General features: G+C 54.7%; 22 protein-coding genes and 1 riboswitch. Of the genes, 1 reads left to right on the top strand and 21 read right to left on the bottom strand.

All coding sequences use genetic code 11. The annotated features are described in order from the left end of the window. The 15 genes from JMF85_RS04910 to upp all read right to left on the bottom strand — a co-directional run bounded on the left by JMF85_RS04910 (position 1) and on the right by upp (position 11,642). On the bottom strand, positions 1–894 hold the full coding sequence (locus JMF85_RS04910; protein WP_127609106.1) for an NADH-quinone oxidoreductase subunit C: 894 nt from the start codon (positions 892–894) through the stop codon (positions 1–3). Further along, positions 891–1,409: a NuoB/complex I 20 kDa subunit family protein gene (locus JMF85_RS04905; protein WP_127609107.1), complete on the bottom strand. Its 519-nt coding sequence runs from the start codon at positions 1,407–1,409 to the stop codon at positions 891–893. Before JMF85_RS04905 ends, JMF85_RS04910 begins: the two co-directional genes overlap by 4 nt. Beyond that, complete coding sequence (locus JMF85_RS04900) at positions 1,394–1,759, bottom strand: NADH-quinone oxidoreductase subunit A (protein WP_127609108.1); 366 nt, start codon at positions 1,757–1,759, stop codon at positions 1,394–1,396. The genes JMF85_RS04905 and JMF85_RS04900 overlap by 16 nt, the downstream gene beginning before the upstream one ends. A gap of 390 nt (positions 1,760–2,149) precedes the next feature. Further along, positions 2,150–2,557 carry a F0F1 ATP synthase subunit epsilon gene (locus JMF85_RS04895; protein ID WP_127609109.1) on the bottom strand — a complete coding sequence of 136 codons (408 nt, stop codon included), beginning with the start codon at positions 2,555–2,557 and terminating at the stop codon, positions 2,150–2,152. Positions 2,558–2,700: 143 nt separating this feature from the next. Beyond that, positions 2,701–4,107 (bottom strand): F0F1 ATP synthase subunit beta, encoded by a 1,407-nt coding sequence (gene atpD, locus JMF85_RS04890; RefSeq protein ID WP_127609110.1) that lies wholly within the window; start codon positions 4,105–4,107, stop codon positions 2,701–2,703. Positions 4,108–4,252: 145 nt separating this feature from the next. Beyond that, positions 4,253–5,110: an ATP synthase F1 subunit gamma gene (gene atpG, locus JMF85_RS04885; RefSeq protein ID WP_127609111.1), complete on the bottom strand. Its 858-nt coding sequence runs from the start codon at positions 5,108–5,110 to the stop codon at positions 4,253–4,255. Between the two features lie 132 nt (positions 5,111–5,242). After that, positions 5,243–6,757, bottom strand: coding sequence for a F0F1 ATP synthase subunit alpha (gene atpA, locus JMF85_RS04880; RefSeq protein ID WP_127609112.1), 1,515 nt, complete (start codon positions 6,755–6,757; stop codon positions 5,243–5,245). A 16-nt stretch (positions 6,758–6,773) separates the two neighbouring features. After that, a complete protein-coding gene (locus tag JMF85_RS04875; protein WP_054796276.1) occupies positions 6,774–7,325 on the bottom strand; it encodes a F0F1 ATP synthase subunit delta in 552 nt (183 codons plus the stop codon). After that, positions 7,322–7,807, bottom strand: coding sequence for a F0F1 ATP synthase subunit B (atpF, locus tag JMF85_RS04870; RefSeq protein ID WP_127609113.1), 486 nt, complete (start codon positions 7,805–7,807; stop codon positions 7,322–7,324). Before atpF ends, JMF85_RS04875 begins: the two co-directional genes overlap by 4 nt. 84 nt (positions 7,808–7,891) lie before the next feature. Next, positions 7,892–8,107, bottom strand: a complete 216-nt coding sequence (gene atpE / locus JMF85_RS04865) for a F0F1 ATP synthase subunit C (RefSeq protein WP_054796275.1) — start codon at positions 8,105–8,107, stop codon at positions 7,892–7,894. A gap of 41 nt (positions 8,108–8,148) precedes the next feature. Then, entirely contained in the window at positions 8,149–8,931 is a 783-nt protein-coding gene (gene atpB / locus JMF85_RS04860; protein ID WP_054796274.1) for a F0F1 ATP synthase subunit A, read from the bottom strand. Between the two features lie 33 nt (positions 8,932–8,964). Beyond that, positions 8,965–9,324: an ATP synthase subunit I gene (locus JMF85_RS04855; RefSeq protein ID WP_127609114.1), complete on the bottom strand. Its 360-nt coding sequence runs from the start codon at positions 9,322–9,324 to the stop codon at positions 8,965–8,967. A gap of 4 nt (positions 9,325–9,328) precedes the next feature. After that, a complete protein-coding gene (locus tag JMF85_RS04850) occupies positions 9,329–9,559 on the bottom strand; it encodes an AtpZ/AtpI family protein (RefSeq protein WP_127609115.1) in 231 nt (76 codons plus the stop codon). Positions 9,560–9,839: 280 nt separating this feature from the next. Further along, the gene (gene wecB / locus JMF85_RS04845) at positions 9,840–10,982 is read right to left on the bottom strand and encodes a non-hydrolyzing UDP-N-acetylglucosamine 2-epimerase (protein ID WP_054799355.1); all 1,143 of its coding nucleotides are present in this window, start codon (positions 10,980–10,982) and stop codon (positions 9,840–9,842) included. Between the two features lie 30 nt (positions 10,983–11,012). Next, positions 11,013–11,642, bottom strand: coding sequence for a uracil phosphoribosyltransferase (gene upp, locus JMF85_RS04840; protein WP_054796272.1), 630 nt, complete (start codon positions 11,640–11,642; stop codon positions 11,013–11,015). Between the two features lie 246 nt (positions 11,643–11,888). Here upp and JMF85_RS04835 point away from each other — a divergent pair, with 246 nt between their 5' ends. Beyond that, complete coding sequence (locus JMF85_RS04835; protein WP_054796271.1) at positions 11,889–12,653, top strand: TrmB family transcriptional regulator; 765 nt, start codon at positions 11,889–11,891, stop codon at positions 12,651–12,653. Between the two features lie 182 nt (positions 12,654–12,835). On the opposite strand, the gene glyA is transcribed toward JMF85_RS04835, so the two are convergent. From glyA to JMF85_RS04805, 6 genes are all read right to left on the bottom strand, one after another. Next, positions 12,836–14,083: a serine hydroxymethyltransferase gene (glyA, locus tag JMF85_RS04830; protein WP_054796270.1), complete on the bottom strand. Its 1,248-nt coding sequence runs from the start codon at positions 14,081–14,083 to the stop codon at positions 12,836–12,838. Between the two features lie 53 nt (positions 14,084–14,136). Next, positions 14,137–14,757, bottom strand: coding sequence for a TIGR01440 family protein (locus JMF85_RS04825; protein WP_127609116.1), 621 nt, complete (start codon positions 14,755–14,757; stop codon positions 14,137–14,139). Positions 14,758–14,776: 19 nt separating this feature from the next. Beyond that, positions 14,777–15,235, bottom strand: coding sequence for a ribose 5-phosphate isomerase B (rpiB, locus tag JMF85_RS04820; protein ID WP_054796268.1), 459 nt, complete (start codon positions 15,233–15,235; stop codon positions 14,777–14,779). Between the two features lie 105 nt (positions 15,236–15,340). After that, a riboswitch (ZMP/ZTP riboswitch) is annotated at positions 15,341–15,421 on the bottom strand. 85 nt (positions 15,422–15,506) lie between these two features. Then, positions 15,507–16,091 carry a low molecular weight protein arginine phosphatase gene (locus JMF85_RS04815; RefSeq protein WP_054796267.1) on the bottom strand — a complete coding sequence of 195 codons (585 nt, stop codon included), beginning with the start codon at positions 16,089–16,091 and terminating at the stop codon, positions 15,507–15,509. A 93-nt stretch (positions 16,092–16,184) separates the two neighbouring features. Beyond that, positions 16,185–16,748 carry a manganese efflux pump MntP gene (locus JMF85_RS04810; protein WP_127609117.1) on the bottom strand — a complete coding sequence of 188 codons (564 nt, stop codon included), beginning with the start codon at positions 16,746–16,748 and terminating at the stop codon, positions 16,185–16,187. Between the two features lie 84 nt (positions 16,749–16,832). Beyond that, entirely contained in the window at positions 16,833–17,891 is a 1,059-nt protein-coding gene (locus JMF85_RS04805) for an L-threonylcarbamoyladenylate synthase (protein ID WP_127609141.1), read from the bottom strand. Positions 17,892–17,920 lie beyond the last annotated feature (29 nt).

Here is a 17,920-nt window from a genome sequence, read left to right as displayed (position 1 = left end):
TTACACCTCCGGGTCGAGCGGCTCATAATCTTTGCGCAGCGGATAGCCAACCCAGTCGTCGGCCATCATGATACGTCGCAGGTCGGGATGACCCGGGAAATCGATTCCGAATAAATCGTAGGCTTCGCGCTCATTCCAATTCGCCGTCGGCCAAACGGGTGTCACGGACGGAATCGATGGCGTCTCCCGATTCGTCTTGATCTTCACGCAGTACTCCCGCTTCGTTTCCAGCGAGATCAGATGATACGCTACTTCCATATGAGTTTCCATATCAACGCCGGACAGGTTGCGCAAATAATTTAATTTTAATTCCATATGATTTTTCAACAGATGCGCGGCTTCCGGCCAAACCTCGCCTTTGAGCACCACATAAGGGAGATGACCGCCCTTTTCATTAATGAAAGCTTCCTCGACCACTTCACCGAAATTCTCTTTCAGGATCGCTACGAAACGATCGAGCAGCGGCTGATTCGGCGACGGTTCTTTGGGAGCATCCGGAGCCGCGGCTTCCGTCTTAGCCGCCCGTTCGCGGGCTCTAGCCGCTCTAGCCTCCGCAGCCGCCTTAGCCTTGGCTTCCTTCTCCTCATCCGTCGGGGCTGCCTTCTCCGCCTCCGGGGCGTCCCCTGCTTCGGCAGCTTTGGCCGCCCGTTCAGCCGCTCTAGCGGCTCTGGCTTCTGCAGCCGCTTTGATCTTCGCCTCTTTATCCGCATCGGTCGAGGCCGCCTTCTCCGCCTCGGCTTGTTCCGCTGCAGGTGGATTCGCACCCGCGTACCCGCCCGGCGGCTCGCCCGCTCCGCCCGTTTTGGTGATTTCGGCGCCCTCTACCTTTTGCGGTTCACCGCTCATACCGGTGCCGGCTGCTTCGGGTCGATCGCGCTTTTGGTCCTCACTCATCGATTGGTCACCTGCTTACCGGTTTTCGCCTCATAGCGTATTTTCTCCTGCAGCTTGTTGATCCCGTAGATCAGCGCGGCCGGATTCGGCGGACAGCCAGGGATATAGACGTCTACCGGAACGATCTGGTCGACGCCCTTTACCACAGCATACGATTTGACGTACGGACCGCCCGCCGTCGCACAGGAACCCATCGCGATCACCCATTTCGGCTCAGGCATTTGCTCGTATAACCGGCGCAGCAGCGGCGCCATCTTCTTCGTTACCGTACCGGCAACGATCATCACATCCGATTGCCGCGGAGACGTCCGGAAAATAACGCCGAATCGGTCCAAATCATAATGCGAGCCGCCTGTGCCCATCATCTCTATCGCACAACAGGCGAGCCCAAAGGTAAGCGGCCACAGCGAGTTGCTTCTCGCCCAGCCCTTGACCTGTTCCAAAGTGGTCATGAACACCGTGCGTTCCATTTCTTGACGCTCTTCCGGAGTAATTTTTTCTAAATTGAAGTCCATTGCAGCACCTTCTTCTTCCAGGCGTAAAGTAAACCTATGATGAGCAGCGCAACGAATATACACATCTCCACAAGCGCAAACAAGCCTAATTGCTTATATGCAACGGCCCAAGGATAAAGAAATGCAGTTTCCACATCAAAAATGACGAACATCAGAGCAAACAAATAGTAGCGGATGTTAAAGCGAACTTGCCCTTCTCCTACCGGTTCGTTACCGCTTTCATACGTTGTGTATTTTTCTTCAACCGGCTTGTGCGGCCTTAATAATCGACCAATTGTAAGCGCTGCAATCGGAAGCAACACGCCTAAGAAGAGAAAAATCGCTACGACCACGTAATTGTTCATGTACATCGTGAACGAACCGCCTCCCTATGTATCATTATGCCCTTATCCGGCTCTGCGGAAACCCGGCGTCGAACTTCCGCGCTACAGCCGATGACGACTGTCTTCTCATCGCAAGGGCTTCGATCAAAAGCTTTCTTATTATTTCCACAAAAATTGTTAATATGTGCCTTTCCAATTATATCAAATGGCTTTTGGGGTGTCTAACATTTTTGAGCAATTCCAACGGTTCTCAAACCGTTTAGACACACAACATATGTTATTCCCGCAATCTAAGATTCGTTATAAAAAAATGCGAAGCCTTCGTTTCTTACACACCGGGTAGTATTCCATCATCCCTATTTTCGGATTAAAGTGAAAAAGCGAGGGAACTGTCGTTCCCCCGCTTAGCTCACATTTTTATTTTTTTCCGGAAACGTCCAGCCGGTTAACAGCTCGCTGTAAAGCCAGCTCGGCGCGTTTGAAATCGAGATTTTCTTGCTTGGCGTCTTTCAAACGCTTCTCGGCGCGTTCCTTAGCGGCTTTCGCCCGGTCGACGTCGATTTGTCCCGGCAGCTCGGCGCTTTCCGCCAGTATAACCACCTTATCCTTGCGCACTTCCATAAAACCGCCGTTCACCGCGAGGATTTCGTCTTTCGACCCTTGCTTCTTTACGGTAATCGGTGCGATTTTGAGCGGAGTGACCAGCGGAATGTGATTCGGCAGAATACCAAGCTCTCCTTCGACTCCCTTTACGATAATCATGTTCACCTCTTCGGCGTACACTTTACGCTCAGGAGTTACGATTTCCAGCAGGAATGTGCTCACTTGGATTCCCCTCCTAAGGGTTTTCGTCAGAAAACCGCTTCGTAAGCAATAACTAAGGACATTCGGCAGAATGTCACCTCGTAAGCCTCATGTATACCTATGCCCGCCCCCAGACGGGAGTGGGCATAGGCACGATGTTTCAATTACAGTGTTTTTGCTTTTTCGACCGCGTCTTCGATCGTACCGACGTTATGGAACGCCGGCTCCGGAAGATGGTCGTATTGGCCGTCCAAGATTGCACGGAAGCTGCGGATCGTGTCTTTAACCGGAACGTATAAGCCCGGGATCCCGTTAAACGCCTCGGCCACGTGAAGCGGCTGAGACAAGAACAGGCGCAAGCGACGAGCGCGGTGTACGACCAATTTGTCCTCATCGGACAACTCGTCCATACCCAAGATCGCGATGATATCGAGAAGCTCTTTATAGCGCTGCAAAATTTGTTTTACGCCTTGCGATACCGCGTAGTGCTCTTCGCCAAGAATTTCCGGCGTCAAGATACGGGAAGAAGAAGCCAGCGGGTCAACGGCTGGGAAAATACCCGCTGCCGCGATGCTGCGCTCCAAGTTCGTCGTTGCATCCAAGTGGGCAAATGCCGTTGCCGGAGCCGGGTCGGTATAGTCGTCCGCCGGAACGTAGATCGCTTGGATGGAAGTAACAGAACCTTTTTTGGTCGAGGTGATCCGCTCTTGCAATTGACCCATCTCGGTTGCCAGCGTCGGCTGGTAACCTACCGCGGATGGCATACGGCCCAGCAAGGCCGAAACCTCGGAACCCGCTTGAGTAAAGCGGAAGATGTTGTCGATAAACAGAAGAACGTCACGGCCTTCCTCGTCACGGAAATACTCCGCCATGGTCAAGCCGGACAAGGCTACGCGAAGACGCGCACCCGGCGGCTCGTTCATTTGGCCGAATACCATCGCCGTTTTCGAAATAACGCCGGATTCCTTCATCTCGTGGTAAAGGTCATTACCTTCACGAGTTCTCTCGCCTACGCCGGCGAATACGGAGATACCGCCGTGCTCTTGCGCGATGTTATGAATCAACTCTTGCATTGTTACGGTTTTACCTACACCGGCACCACCGAAGAGACCGATTTTACCACCCTTGGCATAAGGAGCCATCAGGTCGATAACTTTAATCCCCGTTTCCAGGATTTCGGCTTTCGTCGACAAATTGTCGAATGCAGGAGCCGATTTGTGGATCGGGCTCGTCAGTGTACGGTCTACGGTAGCATTTCCGTCGATCGGCTCACCCAGTACATTAAACACGCGGCCGAGCGTAGCCGGCCCTACAGGTACGGAAATCGCAGCGCCGGTATCGACAGCTTCCGCACCGCGAACCAATCCGTCCGTGGAAGACATCGCAACGCAGCGAACCATGTTGTCGCCAAGGTGAACAGCCGCTTCAACCGTCAGGCTAATGTCTTGCCCGCCGTTGTCTTGCGCTTTTGTTTCAATTCGAATTGCATTAAGAATCTCAGGGAGGTGCCCACGCTCGAACTCGATGTCGACGACCGGCCCTGTGATATTCACAACGCGCCCCTTGCTCATGTTTTCCCTCCTCCAGGTTTTTGCTGTAAGCAAAAACCGCATCGTAAGCATTAACTCTGTTTTGCCTCAGCAAAACGACTTCGTAAGCATTTCTTGAACCTATTTCAAGCTTTGCCCAGCAAAGCCTTCGTCTTATTTACACCGCTTAACTGCTTGCGTTCGCGCCTGCGACGATCTCGGAAATCTCCTGCGTGATCGAAGCTTGACGCGCCCGGTTGTAAGCAAGCGTGTACGTGCTGATCATCTTCGTTGCGTTTTTGGTCGCGCTGTTCATAGCCGACATCCGCGCACCGAACTCACTTGCTTTTCCTTCCAGAACCGCACTGTAAATAAGCGTTTCAGCATACTTAGGAAGCAGAACTTCCAGTACGCCTTCCGGCGACGGTTCATACTCGTAACTGGCCGTCGTCGTTCCGGACACGTCATCCAAAGGCAGGAGACGCTTAATCGTCGGAATTTGGGTCATTGCGTTCTTGAACTGGTTATACACCAGGAACAACTGGTCGTATTCACCCTGCTCGAATTTCGCAACGGCTGCGTATGCGATCGACTTAATGTCCGCGAAGCTCGGCAAATCCGGAACTCCGGTGACTTCATCCGTGATCGGCATATTCCGTTTCTTGAAGAAGTCGCGACCTTTACGGCCGATGACGAAAATGGTGTATTCGTCCGTCGACTTGTGGTTCTCGCGAATTTCGGAGGCCACTTTACGCAATACGTTCGCATTATAACCACCGGCAAGCCCGCGGTCCGATGTGATGACCAGATAGCCGGTCTTTTTCACTTCACGGGTTTGCAGCATCGGGTGCTTCACACCCTTGGTGCCTGCAGCGATGCTTCCGACCACTTCCTTCAGCTTATCCGCGTAAGGTCGTGCGGATTCGGCCGATTGCTGCGCTCTTCTCAAGTTCGCAGCCGCCACCATTTCCATCGCCCGGGTGATTTGCTTCGTATTTTGTGTGGATTTGATTTGACGCTTAATCTCGCGCATTCCTTTTGCCATACTTGCTCACCTCTCTTTCGAGGCCCTTCCCGGCGAGGAAGAGGCACCTGGCGTTGTCGCCTTGGATGGTCATTCACCGGGAGGAGAAGCCTGCTGTAGAAAAGATTGATTCCAAGCTTGCCGTACTATCGTTTATGCCGAAGGAGCAAATCCTTTTTTGAATTGTTGGATCGCTTCCGACAATGCTTTTTCATTATCCGCAGTCAAGTCTTTCGTGTCGCGGATGCTGTTCAAAATTTCCGCACGGCTGGAATCGAGGAAAGAAAGGAATTCTTCTTCGAAACGACGTACGTCTTGAACCGGAATATCGTCCAGGTGGCCTTTAACAACCGTGTATAAGGACGCTACTTGTCTTTCGAGCGTCAACGGTTGGTTTACGCCTTGTTTCAAAATTTCCAGCGTACGAACACCACGGTTCAAGCGAGTTTGCGTCGCTTTATCGAGGTCCGATCCGAACTGAGCGAACGCCGCGAGCTCACGGTATTGAGCCAAGTCGACACGGAGTGTACCGGCAACTTTTTTCATCGCTTTCGTTTGAGCGGAACCCCCTACCCGGGAAACCGAGATACCGACGTTAACCGCCGGACGTTGGCCGGAGTAGAACAAGTCGGATTCAAGGAAGATCTGTCCGTCCGTGATCGAGATCACGTTCGTCGGAATGTAAGCGGAGACGTCGCCCGCTTGCGTTTCGATGAACGGCAGCGCGGTCAAGGAACCTCCGCCCAGCTCGTCGCTCAATTTCGCAGCGCGCTCCAGCAAACGGGAGTGCAAGTAGAACACGTCGCCTGGATATGCTTCCCGGCCCGGAGGACGGCGAAGCAGCAAGGACAGCTCACGGTAGGCAGCCGCTTGTTTAGTCAAGTCGTCGTATACGATCAGGACGTGCTCGCCTTTGTACATGAAGTATTCACCCATCGCGCAGCCCGCATAAGGAGCAAGCCACAGCATCGGGGATGGCTCGGAAGCCGAAGCCGTAACGACGATCGTGTAATCGAGAGCGCCTGCTTTACGCAATTGCTCGACAACGCCGACAACCGTCGATTGTTTTTGACCGATAGCAACGTAGATACATTTCACGCCGTTGCCTTTTTGGTTGATGATCGTATCGATCGCGATCGACGTTTTACCGGTTTGACGGTCCCCGATGATCAACTCGCGCTGACCGCGGCCGACAGGAATCATCGCGTCGATAGCTTTAATACCGGTTTGCATAGGCTCATGAACCGATTTACGGGCCATAACGCCTGGTGCCGGAGATTCAACCGGACGGAAAGTCGTCGTTTCGATTGGACCTCTGCCGTCAACCGGTTGACCAAGTGCGTTCACGACGCGGCCGAGAAGCGCCTCGCCTACCGGAACCTCCATGATCCTGCCGGTACGTTTCACCGGATCGCCTTCACGGATATCCGTGTAAGGTCCGAGAATAACGATACCGACGTTGCTTTCCTCAAGGTTAAAGGCATAGCCCAGAACCCCGTTGGAAAACTCGAGCAGCTCACCTGCCATGACGTTCTCCAAGCCGTGTGCGCGGGCGATACCGTCACCGACCTGAATGACTGTACCAACGTCAACGACTTGAATTTCCGATTTATAGTTCTCAATCTGTTGTTTAATCAATGTGCTGATTTCTTCAGGTTTGATACTCAACGATCCTCACCCCTATCTACAGTGCTTGAGATTGATTCAAGGTTCTTTCCAAACGCTTGAGCTTGCCGGACAAGCTGCCGTCGTACAGACGGTCGCCGACGCGGATTTGAAGGCCGCCTAGCAAGCTTTTATCAATAACCGATTCCACGCGGATTTGTTTGCTTGTCAATGTGGAAAATGTGCTGGCTACTTGCTGAAGTTCCTGCTCGGATAAAGCAACCGGCGTATAAACGATCGCGCGCGCTTGTCCCAGCGATTCATTCGCAATGGCCGAATAATAATCGACCAAGGCTTCGAGCAGCTCCTCACGGCCTTTGTCGACAAGAAGCATAAGCGTGTTCAAAACCGTCTCCGACAATTGAGCGCCGAATACTTGTTGAAGGATCTCGTTCTTGGCCGAAGCGGCAAGCCCCGGATGAACGATCAGCTTGTAGAAGTCTTCATTGCTGCGCAGAGCCGAAACAACAGCCTGCAGCTCTTCTTCAATTGGACTGATGCGATTTTGGTCGCGGGCGATTTCGAACAAGGCCTTTGCATACCTTTTGGCTACAACAGTATCCTTGCTCATTGCTTGCCCCCTACTTCTTTCAGATAGTGTTCAACCAGCTCTTCTTGCGATTTCTCATCGATTTGCTTCTCAATAATTTTGGAAGCGATGAGAACGGACATCGCGCTGACTTCATTTCTCAAAGAAGCAACAGCTTTATTTTTCTCCGTCTCGATATCACGGACAGCCTCTTCTTTCAAACGAACCGCTTCCTCTTTCGCTTGATCGATAATGTCCTGACTTTGTTTATTGCTCATCGCGCGGGCTTGCTCCAGAATAGTCTGGGCTTCCTTACGCACGTTCTGCATAGCTTCTTTTTGCTCCGCAAGCAAGCTTTCGGCCGCTTTGCGGTCTTGCTCCGTTTTCGAAATTTGCTCAGCGACGATGCGTCTGCGCTCTTCCATAATCCCGAACAAAGGTCCGAAGGCGTACTTATTGAGGAGCCAGTAGAGCACCACAAATGCTATGATCGCAAACACGAACGATTCCCAATGCCAACTCATCTATGCCACTCCTTTCAGTCATTTTAGGCAAAACGAAGGCGTGGATGGCTCAGGCCTTCCGCGCCAAACCTAATCGTCATGGAATTAAGCACCGAAGAAGATCAGGAATCCGAGTACGACGCCGATGATCGGAACAACCTCTACGATACCGACCCCGATAAACATCGTTGTTTGCAACGTACCGCGCAATTCAGGCTGACGGGAGATCCCTTCAACTGTTTTGCTTACGATCATACCGTTACCGATACCTGCGCCAAGTGCACCCAAACCGATTGCTAATGCTGCTGCCAAAAATTCCATTTTAAAATCCTCCTCAATAATTTTGTTTTTATAGTTTCATGCTAGTGGCTATCGTGACTCTCGTCGTGAACGGTAGCCTGCGAAATGTAAACCATGGTGAGAATAGTGAACAGGAACGCTTGAATGGCTCCGACGAAAATACTGAAGCCTTGCCATGCCATCAAGAGCGGCGTTCCGGCAATACCTGCCATCAAAATCGTGGCAATCAACACCTCGCCCGCAAAAATGTTCGCGTACAAACGCAAACCGAGCGTAAGGGGCTTGGAAATCTCTTTGATAACGTTAAGCGGGAAGAAGAACCAGAACGGCTCGAAATAGTGTTTCAGGTAATGCTTGGTGTTCTGTTTCAATCCCAAATAATGAATCAGGAAGAACACGATGATCGCCAAGCCGAAGGTAACGGAGACATCCGCTGTAGGTGACTTCCACCAAGCCAGTTCGTATCCGTGCCCGCCATGCGCATTATGAATCATTTCCTCTGTAATGATCGGATAGCCTAGAAAAGATAATGGCTCCGTATAAGAGAAAACAAGACCGAACGGCAGTCCAAGCAGGTTGGATACAAATATGAACATAATGATCGTCATCCCAAGCGCAACGTAAGGCTTCACTCGGTTTAAAGGCATCGTGCTCGCTATAATGCCATGCACGAATTCAATGACCCATTCCATGAAATTTTGCATTTTGGACGGATTTGTTACGGATAAATTTCTCACAGACAAACGCGCCAAGATGAACACAATCAAGCAGGAGACGATAATCCCCAGAAACGTGGAGAGGTCGATATTTAACCCGCCAATTTGCCACACCGGAAAATGATGCATCTGATATTTTCCTCCTTTCCAAGAATTTCATGATTATTTTTTAATAAAAAGATAACCCATCAGGAGTGTTGCCAATTGGACCGAAAATAATCCAGCGATGGTGAATACGAGATTGAACTGCGGGTATTTCACGGCGATCATGACGGCCAGAAGAGCTACGCACATCCGGGAAAGCGTCCCGAGGTTCACGCGCTTTCTTCCTTCCTGCTGGGTGAGCTTGGACAACGTTTCGATCTTCAGGATCAGCAGCCAGGCGTTAGTCAGGCTGGCCAATGTTCCGAGGATGAATCCGGAAGCGTACGTCCGGTACGCAGGCAAAAAGGCCCAGACAAGCAGCAGGGCGGAAATCATGAATAAGGCGATGCGGGCGATTACTTTCAACTGGTCCTTCATGTCTCTACGGCTTATCCTCCAGAAACTTTTTCACAACCAGTATGGACGTCAGGATTCCAACCGCGAACCCGACCAGCACCCCGCCGATAACCCAAGCTTTCAGACTGCCTAGATGTGTTCCGGTCCAGCTCCCAACCCAATAACCGGCTGCCGTACAAAAAACAACATCAACTCCCAGAGCGCTGACGAGCGCAGCGGCACGCCATGGATTGTCATTGGAATTTTGCCGTTTCATAACCCTTCCTTTTGGACGTGCGCCGGAAAAGACTCCTGCCTGCGGCCGTCCCATAGGATTGCAACCGTTCACACAGCTACACACTGAGCCGGTTGGTCGATCGACTCGTAACTCTAACCCAAATCCTAGTTTATTTTATCTAAGTAAAGTGATCTTTGTCAATTGGACAAGTTTGCTTATCATCTATGACATAAATCACAAAAAGCCCGATAGAACAAGGGTTTTCGGCATTTCAAACCAAACAGTGCAACTGTATGCTGTATCGTTTGTCATCAGATTGTCACGGTTGGAAAGTTTGCGGCCTTTCAGAGCGCTGTCCGAAGTGATATAAAATCGCTTCGACGATGCGTCCGGACGCTTTGCCGTCGCCATACGGATTCGCCGAACGGCTCATGCGATCGTACAGGTCCGCATTGCTCAGCAGTGCTTTAGTCCGTTCGTACACGTTCGTCTCATCCGTACCGACCAGCTCGAGCGTTCCCGCCTCGATGCCCTCCGGACGCTCGGTCGTCTCCCGCAGCACAAGGACAGGCACGCCGAAAGAAGGCGCTTCTTCCTGTAAGCCGCCGGAGTCCGTCAAGATCAGATGCGCGTGCGGATAAAAATTGTGGAACTCGAACACGTCGAGCGGTTCAATCAGTTTGATCCGGTCATGACCGCTGAGCAGCTCGTAGGCCGGTTCCTTCACGGCCGGGCTCGGATGCACCGGATATACGATCGCGATGTCGTCGAACTCGTCGGCGATGCGCCTTATTGCGCGGAATACCTGACGGTGCGGCTCTCCCTGCGATTCCCGGCGATGCGCCGTCATCAGCACAAGACGCTTGCCGGCCGCCCAATCGAGCACAGGATGCGCAAATTGTTCCCGCACCGTGTATTGGAACACGTCCGTCACCGTGTTTCCGGTAATATGAATCCGATCCTCCGGCTTGTTCTCCTTCCGCAAGTTGCCCGCAGACCAGCCGGTCGGCGCAAAGTGCAGATCGGCCAGCACGCCGGTCAACTGCCGGTTCATTTCCTCCGGATAAGGAGACAGCTTGTTCCAGGTACGCAGACCTGCTTCCACGTGGCCGACTTGAATTTGATGCAGGAACGCCGCATAACTCGCAAGGAAGGTGGTCAGCGTATCGCCGTGAACGAGAATCATATCGGGCTTCTCTTGCTTGAACACCGGATCAAGCCCTTGCAGCACCCGGATTGTAATCTCGTTCAATGTCTGACGATCCTTCATGACATCCAGATCGTAGTTCGGTTTAATATTGAAAATGTCGAGCACCTGGTCAAGCATTTGCCGATGCTGCGCTGTTACGCAAACAAGCGACTCGATCTGCTCCGAATGCTTCTCCAGCTCCTTCACCAGCGGAGCCATCTTAATCGCTTCGGGTCTAGTCCCGAAAATCGTAATGATTTTCGTCTTTTTCATGGATACGGCTTCCCCTTTCCCCACCGAAAATTATTTCGTGCCGAATAAACGGTCCCCGGCATCCCCTAAACCGGGCACGATATACCCGTGATCATTCAAATAATCGTCAATGGCCGCCACATAGAGGTCGACATCGGGATGCGCTTGCTGCACGGCTTGAACGCCCTCCGGCGCGGCAATCAGGCACATCAGCTTTATCTGGGTGCAGCCCCGGTTCTTGAGCGCCGTCAGCGCCGCATTGGCCGATCCCCCCGTAGCGAGCATCGGGTCGATCACGATAAGCTCCCGCTCCTGAACGTCGGTCGGCAGCTTCGCGTAATATTCGACCGGCTCGAGTGTATCCGGGTCGCGATACAAACCGATATGCCCGACTTTCGCAGCCGGCACAAGCTTCAGGATACCATCCACCATGCCGAGTCCGGCACGCAGGATAGGAATCAATCCCAGCATCCGCCCGGAGATGACACGGCCCTCTGCCGTAGTCACTGGCGTACGCACCTCAACCTTTTCAAGCGGAATATCTCTCGTTATCTCATAAGCCATCAAAGTCGCCACTTCGTCTACAAGCTCTCGAAAATCTTTCGTCGTTGTGTTCTCATCCCGAATATACGTTAATTTGTGCTGAATGAGCGGATGATCGCAAACGAATACTTTTCCCATGCCTAAGCTTCCCCCTAAAACGCTAAAAATGCGCGACAAACCGCTTTTTATAAGCTTTTTTCGCCAAATCTCGTCTATTATACCACAAGTGCATGAACTTATCCCAACTGTCGTAAAAAATATACATTTGCCCCGAATTTGATCCACGTGGAACAGTTGTACGTGTTGGTTTGCCCGCTTGACGACAGCTTCCCGAATAGGCAGTATTATGACATACCACCCAAGTATTAGGAAGCAGGTGTCCCTATGGAATTATTGAAAAAGATCGGCTTGTCCGATTTGGAATCCCGCTGCTATTTGACGCTTCATGAACAATCGAAGCTATCCGGCTATGAAGTGGCGAAACGCGTGTCGGTCTCCCGTACGAACGTGTATGCGGCTTTGCGTTCTTTAATTGACAAAGGGGCATGCCGCATGATCGAAGGGGATCCGGTCCGGTACGACGCCGTACCGATCCAGCAGCTGGTCGGTCATCTGCGGCTGGAGTTCGAGCAAGCGGCAGACAGCTTGGTTCATCAGCTGCGGACTCCGCCGAGAACGGCCCCGTCCTTCTACAATTGGGAAGGCGGAGACGCGCTGGAGCAAGCGGCGCGAAGAATGACGGCCAACGCCCGGGCCTCCGTCATCGTCGAAATCGGGTCCGAAGACTTGCCGCGCCTGGAAGATGCGCTCGTCTACGCCGAGAACAAAGGCGTTCGCGTCATCTTGATGTCGTTCGGCGAGGTGAATACCCGCCTGAAGCATGTGCTCGTCCATAGGCGGTTCGATGAGCCTGCATCCGAGCAGCCTCGTAAATTTACCATGTTGTTCGACCATCGGTACGCGCTGCTCGGAAGCTTCGGAGGACCGATGAAGCCGAGTGCGCTTGAGACCGATCACCCCGCCGTCGTTGAAACGCTGACGAACGCCTATCACCACAACGTGCTGATGCTGAGAATCGAGGCCGACTTCGGTCCTCAGCTTGCAGCCAAATACGGCGACAATTATAAGAAGCTGGAGGCCGGTTCGTAAAGAGAGGCGCTGCAAGTGTGCGCATAGTTCCTCTGGTTGCCGGGAGAAGCCGAGAACTACGCCAGAGCAGGCATCCGATTCCCGCTGCGGCATAAATGGCAAAAAATAAAGACCGACGCTCGCGGACAGACGAGAATCGGTCTTTATTGGGCAGGCCGGATAACGGCCCCGTGCGTATTCGCTTAGTAGCTCAAGCCCGGATACAGCGGGAATTGGGCTGTCAAATCCTTCACCATGCCGCGAACTCGGTCGTGTACGGCGGCGTCGGTTGGGTTTTTCAAAGTCAATGCGATAATCTTCGCGATCGTCTTCATCGCTTCTTGATCCATGCCGCGGGAAGTCGCCGCCGGCGTACCGATGCGGATACCGCTGGTGACGAACGGGCTGGTCGGGTCGAACGGAATCGCGTTCTTGTTGCATGTCACGCCGACTTCGTCGAGCAGGTGCTCGGCGTCTTTACCCGAGATGTTCAAGCTGCGCAGGTCGATCAGCATCAAGTGATTGTCCGTACCGCCGGACACGAGGTTGATGCCTTCGGCAAGCAAGCCTTCAGACAACACTTTGGCGTTGTTCACGACGTTCTGCGCGTAAGTCGTGAATTCCGGCTGCAGCGCTTCGCCGAGCGCTACCGCTTTCGACGCGATGACGTGCATCAAAGGACCGCCTTGCGTGCCCGGGAACACAGCCTTATCGATCGCCGCCGCCCACGGCTTGCGGCACAGAATCAAGCCGCCCCGAGGACCGCGGAGCGTCTTGTGCGTCGTCGTCGTCACGAAGTGCGCATGCGGCACCGGATTCGGGTGCAGGCCTGCCGCCACGAGACCGGCAATGTGCGCCATGTCAACCATGAACAGCGCGCCTACATCGTTCGCGATTTGCGCAAGCACTTCAAAGTCGATCGTACGCGGATACGCGCTGGCGCCCGCTACGATCAGACGAGGCTTATGTTTGAACGCCGCTTTGCGGACGTCGTCGTAGTCAATGCGGGAATCTTTCTCCGAAACGCCATACGCCACGAAGTTATACAAAATGCCGGAGGCATTCACCGGGCTGCCGTGCGTCAAGTGACCGCCATGCGCAAGGTTCATGCCGAGAACCGTGTCGCCGGGTTGAAGAGCCGCCAGGTATACGGCCATGTTGGCTTGCGCGCCGGAGTGCGGCTGGACGTTAGCGTGCTCGGCGCCGAACAGCTCTTTCGCGCGGTCGCGGGCGATATCTTCAACGATATCGACGTACTCGCAGCCGCCGTAGTACCGCTTGTTCGGGTAGCCTTCCGCATATTTGTTCGTCAATACGGTACCCATCGCTTCCAGCACCGCTTGGCTCACGAAGTTCTCGGAAGCGATCAGCTCGATTTTATCGCGCTGACGGCCGAGCTCCAGATTCATTGCTTCGACGATTTTCGGATCTTGTTTACGTAAAAAGTCCATGATAAGGTTCCTCCCGTTGATGTCAGATATAAATTCAGAGTCGTTTCTCAACTTTATTCGCAGGTTTCATTCGCAGGCTGCTGCATATCCGCCGCATACACCGCTCTGGCGCCCCCGATCAGCTTCGGACGGGTGAACGCCGCCTGCACGAACGCTTCGCCGATCCGCCGCACCGACGGCTTGAACGGAACCGCCACCCGCTTCAGGTGCATCCCGATCAATGTCCCGCCGATATCGAGGCCCGCGTGCGCCTGCACCGTCTCGACGACCACGGCAGACCGTAAATGCCGATAAGCATAAGCAGCCATCGACCCGCCGGCTTTCGGCACCGGCACGACGCTTACCTGCTCGAAGCCGTACCGCTCCATCGCCTCGCGCTCCAAGACGAGCGCCCGGTTCAAATGCTCGCAGCACTGATACACCGGATAAAACCCGGCGTCCGCCCGCACGGCTTCCACCGCCTCGTACAACTGTCGGGCCACCGCTTCGCTCCCCGACGTTCCGATATGCCGTCCGAGCACCTCGCTCGTGCTTGTCCCGATAACCAAGAGCCGTCCGGGCTCGAGGTGTCCTGCCGCGGCAAGCTCGCGCAGGATCGTCTCCGCTTGCGAGCGGACCATCGTCAGATCCGGAGCAACCGCGGAAGCATCTTGTCCGATATTGGGAATGTTCATGTCGCGCCCCTCTCTCCGGTTACGGATGCAGCGCGTATTTATCTTCAAGCGCCTTCACTTTGCCGACGCGGTTCTTATGACGTTCTCCATTGGAAAATTCGGTTTCCAGCCAAATTTTCACAATCTCTAGGGCAACCCCCGGGCCGATCACGCGTTCGCCCATTGCTAACACGTTGGAATCGTTATGCTCCCGCGTCGCTTTCGCCGAGAACAAATCATGTACAAGCGCACAGCGGATGCCGGGCACCTTATTCGCCGCAATGGTCATCCCGATGCCGGTGCCGCAGATCAGAATCCCTCTGTCCGCTTTCCCCGACACCACGTCGTCGCAGACCGGAATCGCATAATCGGGATAATCGACAGAATCGGAACAATCGCAGCCGTAGTCGATGACCTCGTGACCCAATTGTTCAATGAACGGCTTGATCACATCCTTCAACCGATACCCGCCGTGATCCGCACCCATTGCAATTTTCATCTCTCTCGCCCTCCTCGCTATTGTCCATTTCATTATAACTCAAAACGCGACGGCAAAAAAACGAAAAAAGAGCATGACACAACGCGAGATATCCCGCGTGATGCTGCTCTTTGCCCAGGCGACCGGCCGTATATCCCGATGCTCCACCGTGGTTGAATCCACTTGTCGCCAGTTACACCGGGTCTGATGTTGTTACAATTATCATAGCCCATTCCGCGATGGCTGTAAAGCCTAACTTGTTACGGCTTCGAATCGTAGAGCGGACCGGCGGTTAGCGGTTCGCCCGCAGCTTCGCCGCCAGCTTGATTAAGCATTCCTCTATCTCTTGGGCTGCGCTCTGATACATCCGAAGCGAGCCGCCATACGGGTCAGCGATGTCGTGCGAAGGCACCTCTTGCTGCAGTTCCTCGATACGGCGGCGCTCCTCGTCGGTCACCGGCTCGGACAACGCCTGCTTCAGCTGAACCTCTGTCAGCAGCGTTTCGATTTCCGCGATTTTGACCGCTGCTCCCGCGTCATCCTGCACATATTCTTTCAGCGTATACACCTTATCGACCGCTTCCGGGTACAGCTGGATCGTATGTCTTTTATGGCTGGAGGTCATCGTTAACACCAAATCGGCCCAATCGACCAGCGATTGTGACAGAAGCGTCGATTCCGACGGCCCGCTGCTGCCCTTCATGGAAAGCACGGATGCGGCATGATCGGAGATCGGCGTTCCCGGGTACGCCGACACGCCGGCCGAGCGAACCTCGATGTCGGACAACCCCGCTTCCGCCAATATGCTGCGCATGATCCCCTCCGCCATCGGACTGCGGCACGTATTGCCTGTACATACGAACAAAATCCGGTTCATCTTCTCTCCCCGCTTTCTTCATCCATTATGATAAGAATGGTCCTGCCTTTCTTAGTTTACCTCAAAATCGCCCAATTATGGATAACTAGGCGCTTAGAACAAAAAATGAATGCCAAAGGCGAGCAAGATGACGCCGCCCAGCGCCTCGCCGTATTCGCCTGTCCACTCGCCTACGCGCCGGCCGAGCAGCAATCCGGCGATCGACATGAGACCGCCGGCGGCGCCGAACATCAGCACCGTCATCATCACGTCTCCGGCAAACATCCCCAGCGACACGCCCACGGAGAACGAATCGATGCTAACGCTGAAGGCGAACAGCATCAATCCCCAAAAGTTCCGGTGGTTGTGGCCCCGCGTTTCATTCGACTGCAGCGCGCTGTACACCATATGTGCGCCAAGGAGCACCAGCAGGAGACCGCCGCCTACCGTCGCCACTTTCCCGAGCAGCACGCTCAAGTAACCGCCTGTCCACATGCCGGCCAGCGGCATGACCATATGAAAGAGCGCGGTCACGACACTGATTTTCAATACATCCAGCTTGCGGATGCCTCTCATCCCAATGCCGAGGCCAAGCGATAGCGCATCCAATCCGAGGGCCAGCGCCAGTAAGCCGGTGGACACGAGTTGTCCCCAATACAGCGGTGCTGCCAAATCCATGCCTTCTACCTCCCTGTCCCACTCCTAACCAACCTATGCGGGACAAGGGGGAAACATGTCTTCCTGCAGGAAGCATCATGATCCTTACACTTGTAAAATGCGGCCGCTTGCGGCTTTACGCAGGCGGTTCATGACTGCGGCGCCAATCCCTTCCTCGGGACAAGCCTCCGCCACGATGAACGTGGCGTCCGCCTCGTCGAACGAACGGAGCGCCGCGTACAGCTCCCGCCCGACCGACGCCAGGTCGGAGAGGCGGCCGCACACGGCCGCATGGTCGGCCTGCACGGCATCCGCGTGCTCGGCGAAGACGAGCGCGCCCGTGCGTTCGCCGCGAGCGCGCGCCGCCTCCAGCTCGCGCCGCATGCGCGCGAGCACCTGCTGCCGATCGGCGCCCTGCACGATCGTGAGCTGTCCACGCGGCGCGTAGTGGGCATATTTCATGCCCGGCGCCCGCGGCGTCTCTTGGGCGGTGGGCGCCTCCACCGCCTCCACGAGGCGCACGCCCGCAGGCAGCGCGCGGCGAAGCTCGCCGGCGGTGACGCCGCCCGGACGCAGTACGTGCAGCGCGTCGCCCGCCAGCTCGACGACGGTGGACTCAAGGCCGACGCCTGCGGTGCCGCCGTCCACGACGCCGTCGATGCGCCCGTCCAAGTCGCGCAGCACGTGCGCCGCTTGCGTCGGACTCGGGCGCCCGGAGCGGTTCGCGCTCGGCGCGGCGACCGGGCAGCCGGCGGCGGCGATGAGCGCAAGCGCGACCGGATGGTCGGGCATGCGCACGCCCACGCTGGACAGCCCGGCGGTGACGAGCGGCGACAGCACGCCCGGGCGTGCCGGCAGCACGATCGTGAGCGGCCCCGGCCAGAACGCGTCCATCAACCGCAAAACGGCCTCCTCCGGCGGAGCGGTCAGCTCGGCCAGTTGAGACCTGTCGGCGATATGCACAATCAGCGGATTGTCAGACGGTCGGCCCTTGGCGGCAAAGATAGCGGACACGGCCTCCGTATTGCGCGCATCCGCACCGAGCCCGTAGACCGTTTCCGTCGGAAACGCCACCGTTCGCCCGGTCCGCAGCCAGGACGCCGCTTCCTGCAGCGCCTGCGCGGCCGGCTGCGCCGCATCCGTCTTCCATATCTTCGTCTCCATCATCGAATTCCATCCTCCCGATGTAACCT

It is taken from the genome of Paenibacillus sp. EPM92 (genome assembly GCF_016586185.1).
Lineage (GTDB): Bacteria > Bacillota > Bacilli > Paenibacillales > NBRC-103111 > Paenibacillus_G > Paenibacillus_G validus.
This window is presented reverse-complemented; position numbering and strand designations above follow the sequence as displayed.

Excerpts from the sequence above, each read along its gene's own strand:
- atpD (WP_127609110.1), bottom strand. The coding sequence starts at position 4,107 with ATGAGCAAGGGGCGCGTTGTGAATATCACAGGGCCGGTCGTCGACATC.
- atpB (WP_054796274.1), bottom strand. The coding sequence starts at position 8,931 with ATGCATCATTTTCCGGTGTGGCAAATTGGCGGGTTAAATATCGACCTC.
- wecB (WP_054799355.1), bottom strand. The coding sequence starts at position 10,982 with ATGAAAAAGACGAAAATCATTACGATTTTCGGGACTAGACCCGAAGCG.
- JMF85_RS04835 (WP_054796271.1), top strand. The coding sequence starts at position 11,889 with ATGGAATTATTGAAAAAGATCGGCTTGTCCGATTTGGAATCCCGCTGC.
- JMF85_RS04910 (WP_127609106.1), bottom strand. The coding sequence starts at position 894 with ATGAGTGAGGACCAAAAGCGCGATCGACCCGAAGCAGCCGGCACCGGT.
- atpF (WP_127609113.1), bottom strand. The coding sequence starts at position 7,807 with ATGAGTTGGCATTGGGAATCGTTCGTGTTTGCGATCATAGCATTTGTG.
- JMF85_RS04855 (WP_127609114.1), bottom strand. The coding sequence starts at position 9,324 with ATGAAGGACCAGTTGAAAGTAATCGCCCGCATCGCCTTATTCATGATT.
- atpG (WP_127609111.1), bottom strand. The coding sequence starts at position 5,110 with ATGGCAAAAGGAATGCGCGAGATTAAGCGTCAAATCAAATCCACACAA.
- JMF85_RS04810 (WP_127609117.1), bottom strand. The coding sequence starts at position 16,748 with ATGGATTTGGCAGCACCGCTGTATTGGGGACAACTCGTGTCCACCGGC.
- JMF85_RS04825 (WP_127609116.1), bottom strand. The coding sequence starts at position 14,757 with ATGAACATTCCCAATATCGGACAAGATGCTTCCGCGGTTGCTCCGGAT.
- atpE (WP_054796275.1), bottom strand. The coding sequence starts at position 8,107 with ATGGAATTTTTGGCAGCAGCATTAGCAATCGGTTTGGGTGCACTTGGC.
- glyA (WP_054796270.1), bottom strand. The coding sequence starts at position 14,083 with ATGGACTTTTTACGTAAACAAGATCCGAAAATCGTCGAAGCAATGAAT.
- upp (WP_054796272.1), bottom strand. The coding sequence starts at position 11,642 with ATGGGAAAAGTATTCGTTTGCGATCATCCGCTCATTCAGCACAAATTA.
- JMF85_RS04875 (WP_054796276.1), bottom strand. The coding sequence starts at position 7,325 with ATGAGCAAGGATACTGTTGTAGCCAAAAGGTATGCAAAGGCCTTGTTC.
- JMF85_RS04850 (WP_127609115.1), bottom strand. The coding sequence starts at position 9,559 with ATGAAACGGCAAAATTCCAATGACAATCCATGGCGTGCCGCTGCGCTC.
- rpiB (WP_054796268.1), bottom strand. The coding sequence starts at position 15,235 with ATGAAAATTGCAATGGGTGCGGATCACGGCGGGTATCGGTTGAAGGAT.
- JMF85_RS04805 (WP_127609141.1), bottom strand. The coding sequence starts at position 17,891 with ATGGAGACGAAGATATGGAAGACGGATGCGGCGCAGCCGGCCGCGCAG.
- JMF85_RS04905 (WP_127609107.1), bottom strand. The coding sequence starts at position 1,409 with ATGGACTTCAATTTAGAAAAAATTACTCCGGAAGAGCGTCAAGAAATG.
- JMF85_RS04900 (WP_127609108.1), bottom strand. The coding sequence starts at position 1,759 with ATGTACATGAACAATTACGTGGTCGTAGCGATTTTTCTCTTCTTAGGC.
- JMF85_RS04815 (WP_054796267.1), bottom strand. The coding sequence starts at position 16,091 with ATGAACCGGATTTTGTTCGTATGTACAGGCAATACGTGCCGCAGTCCG.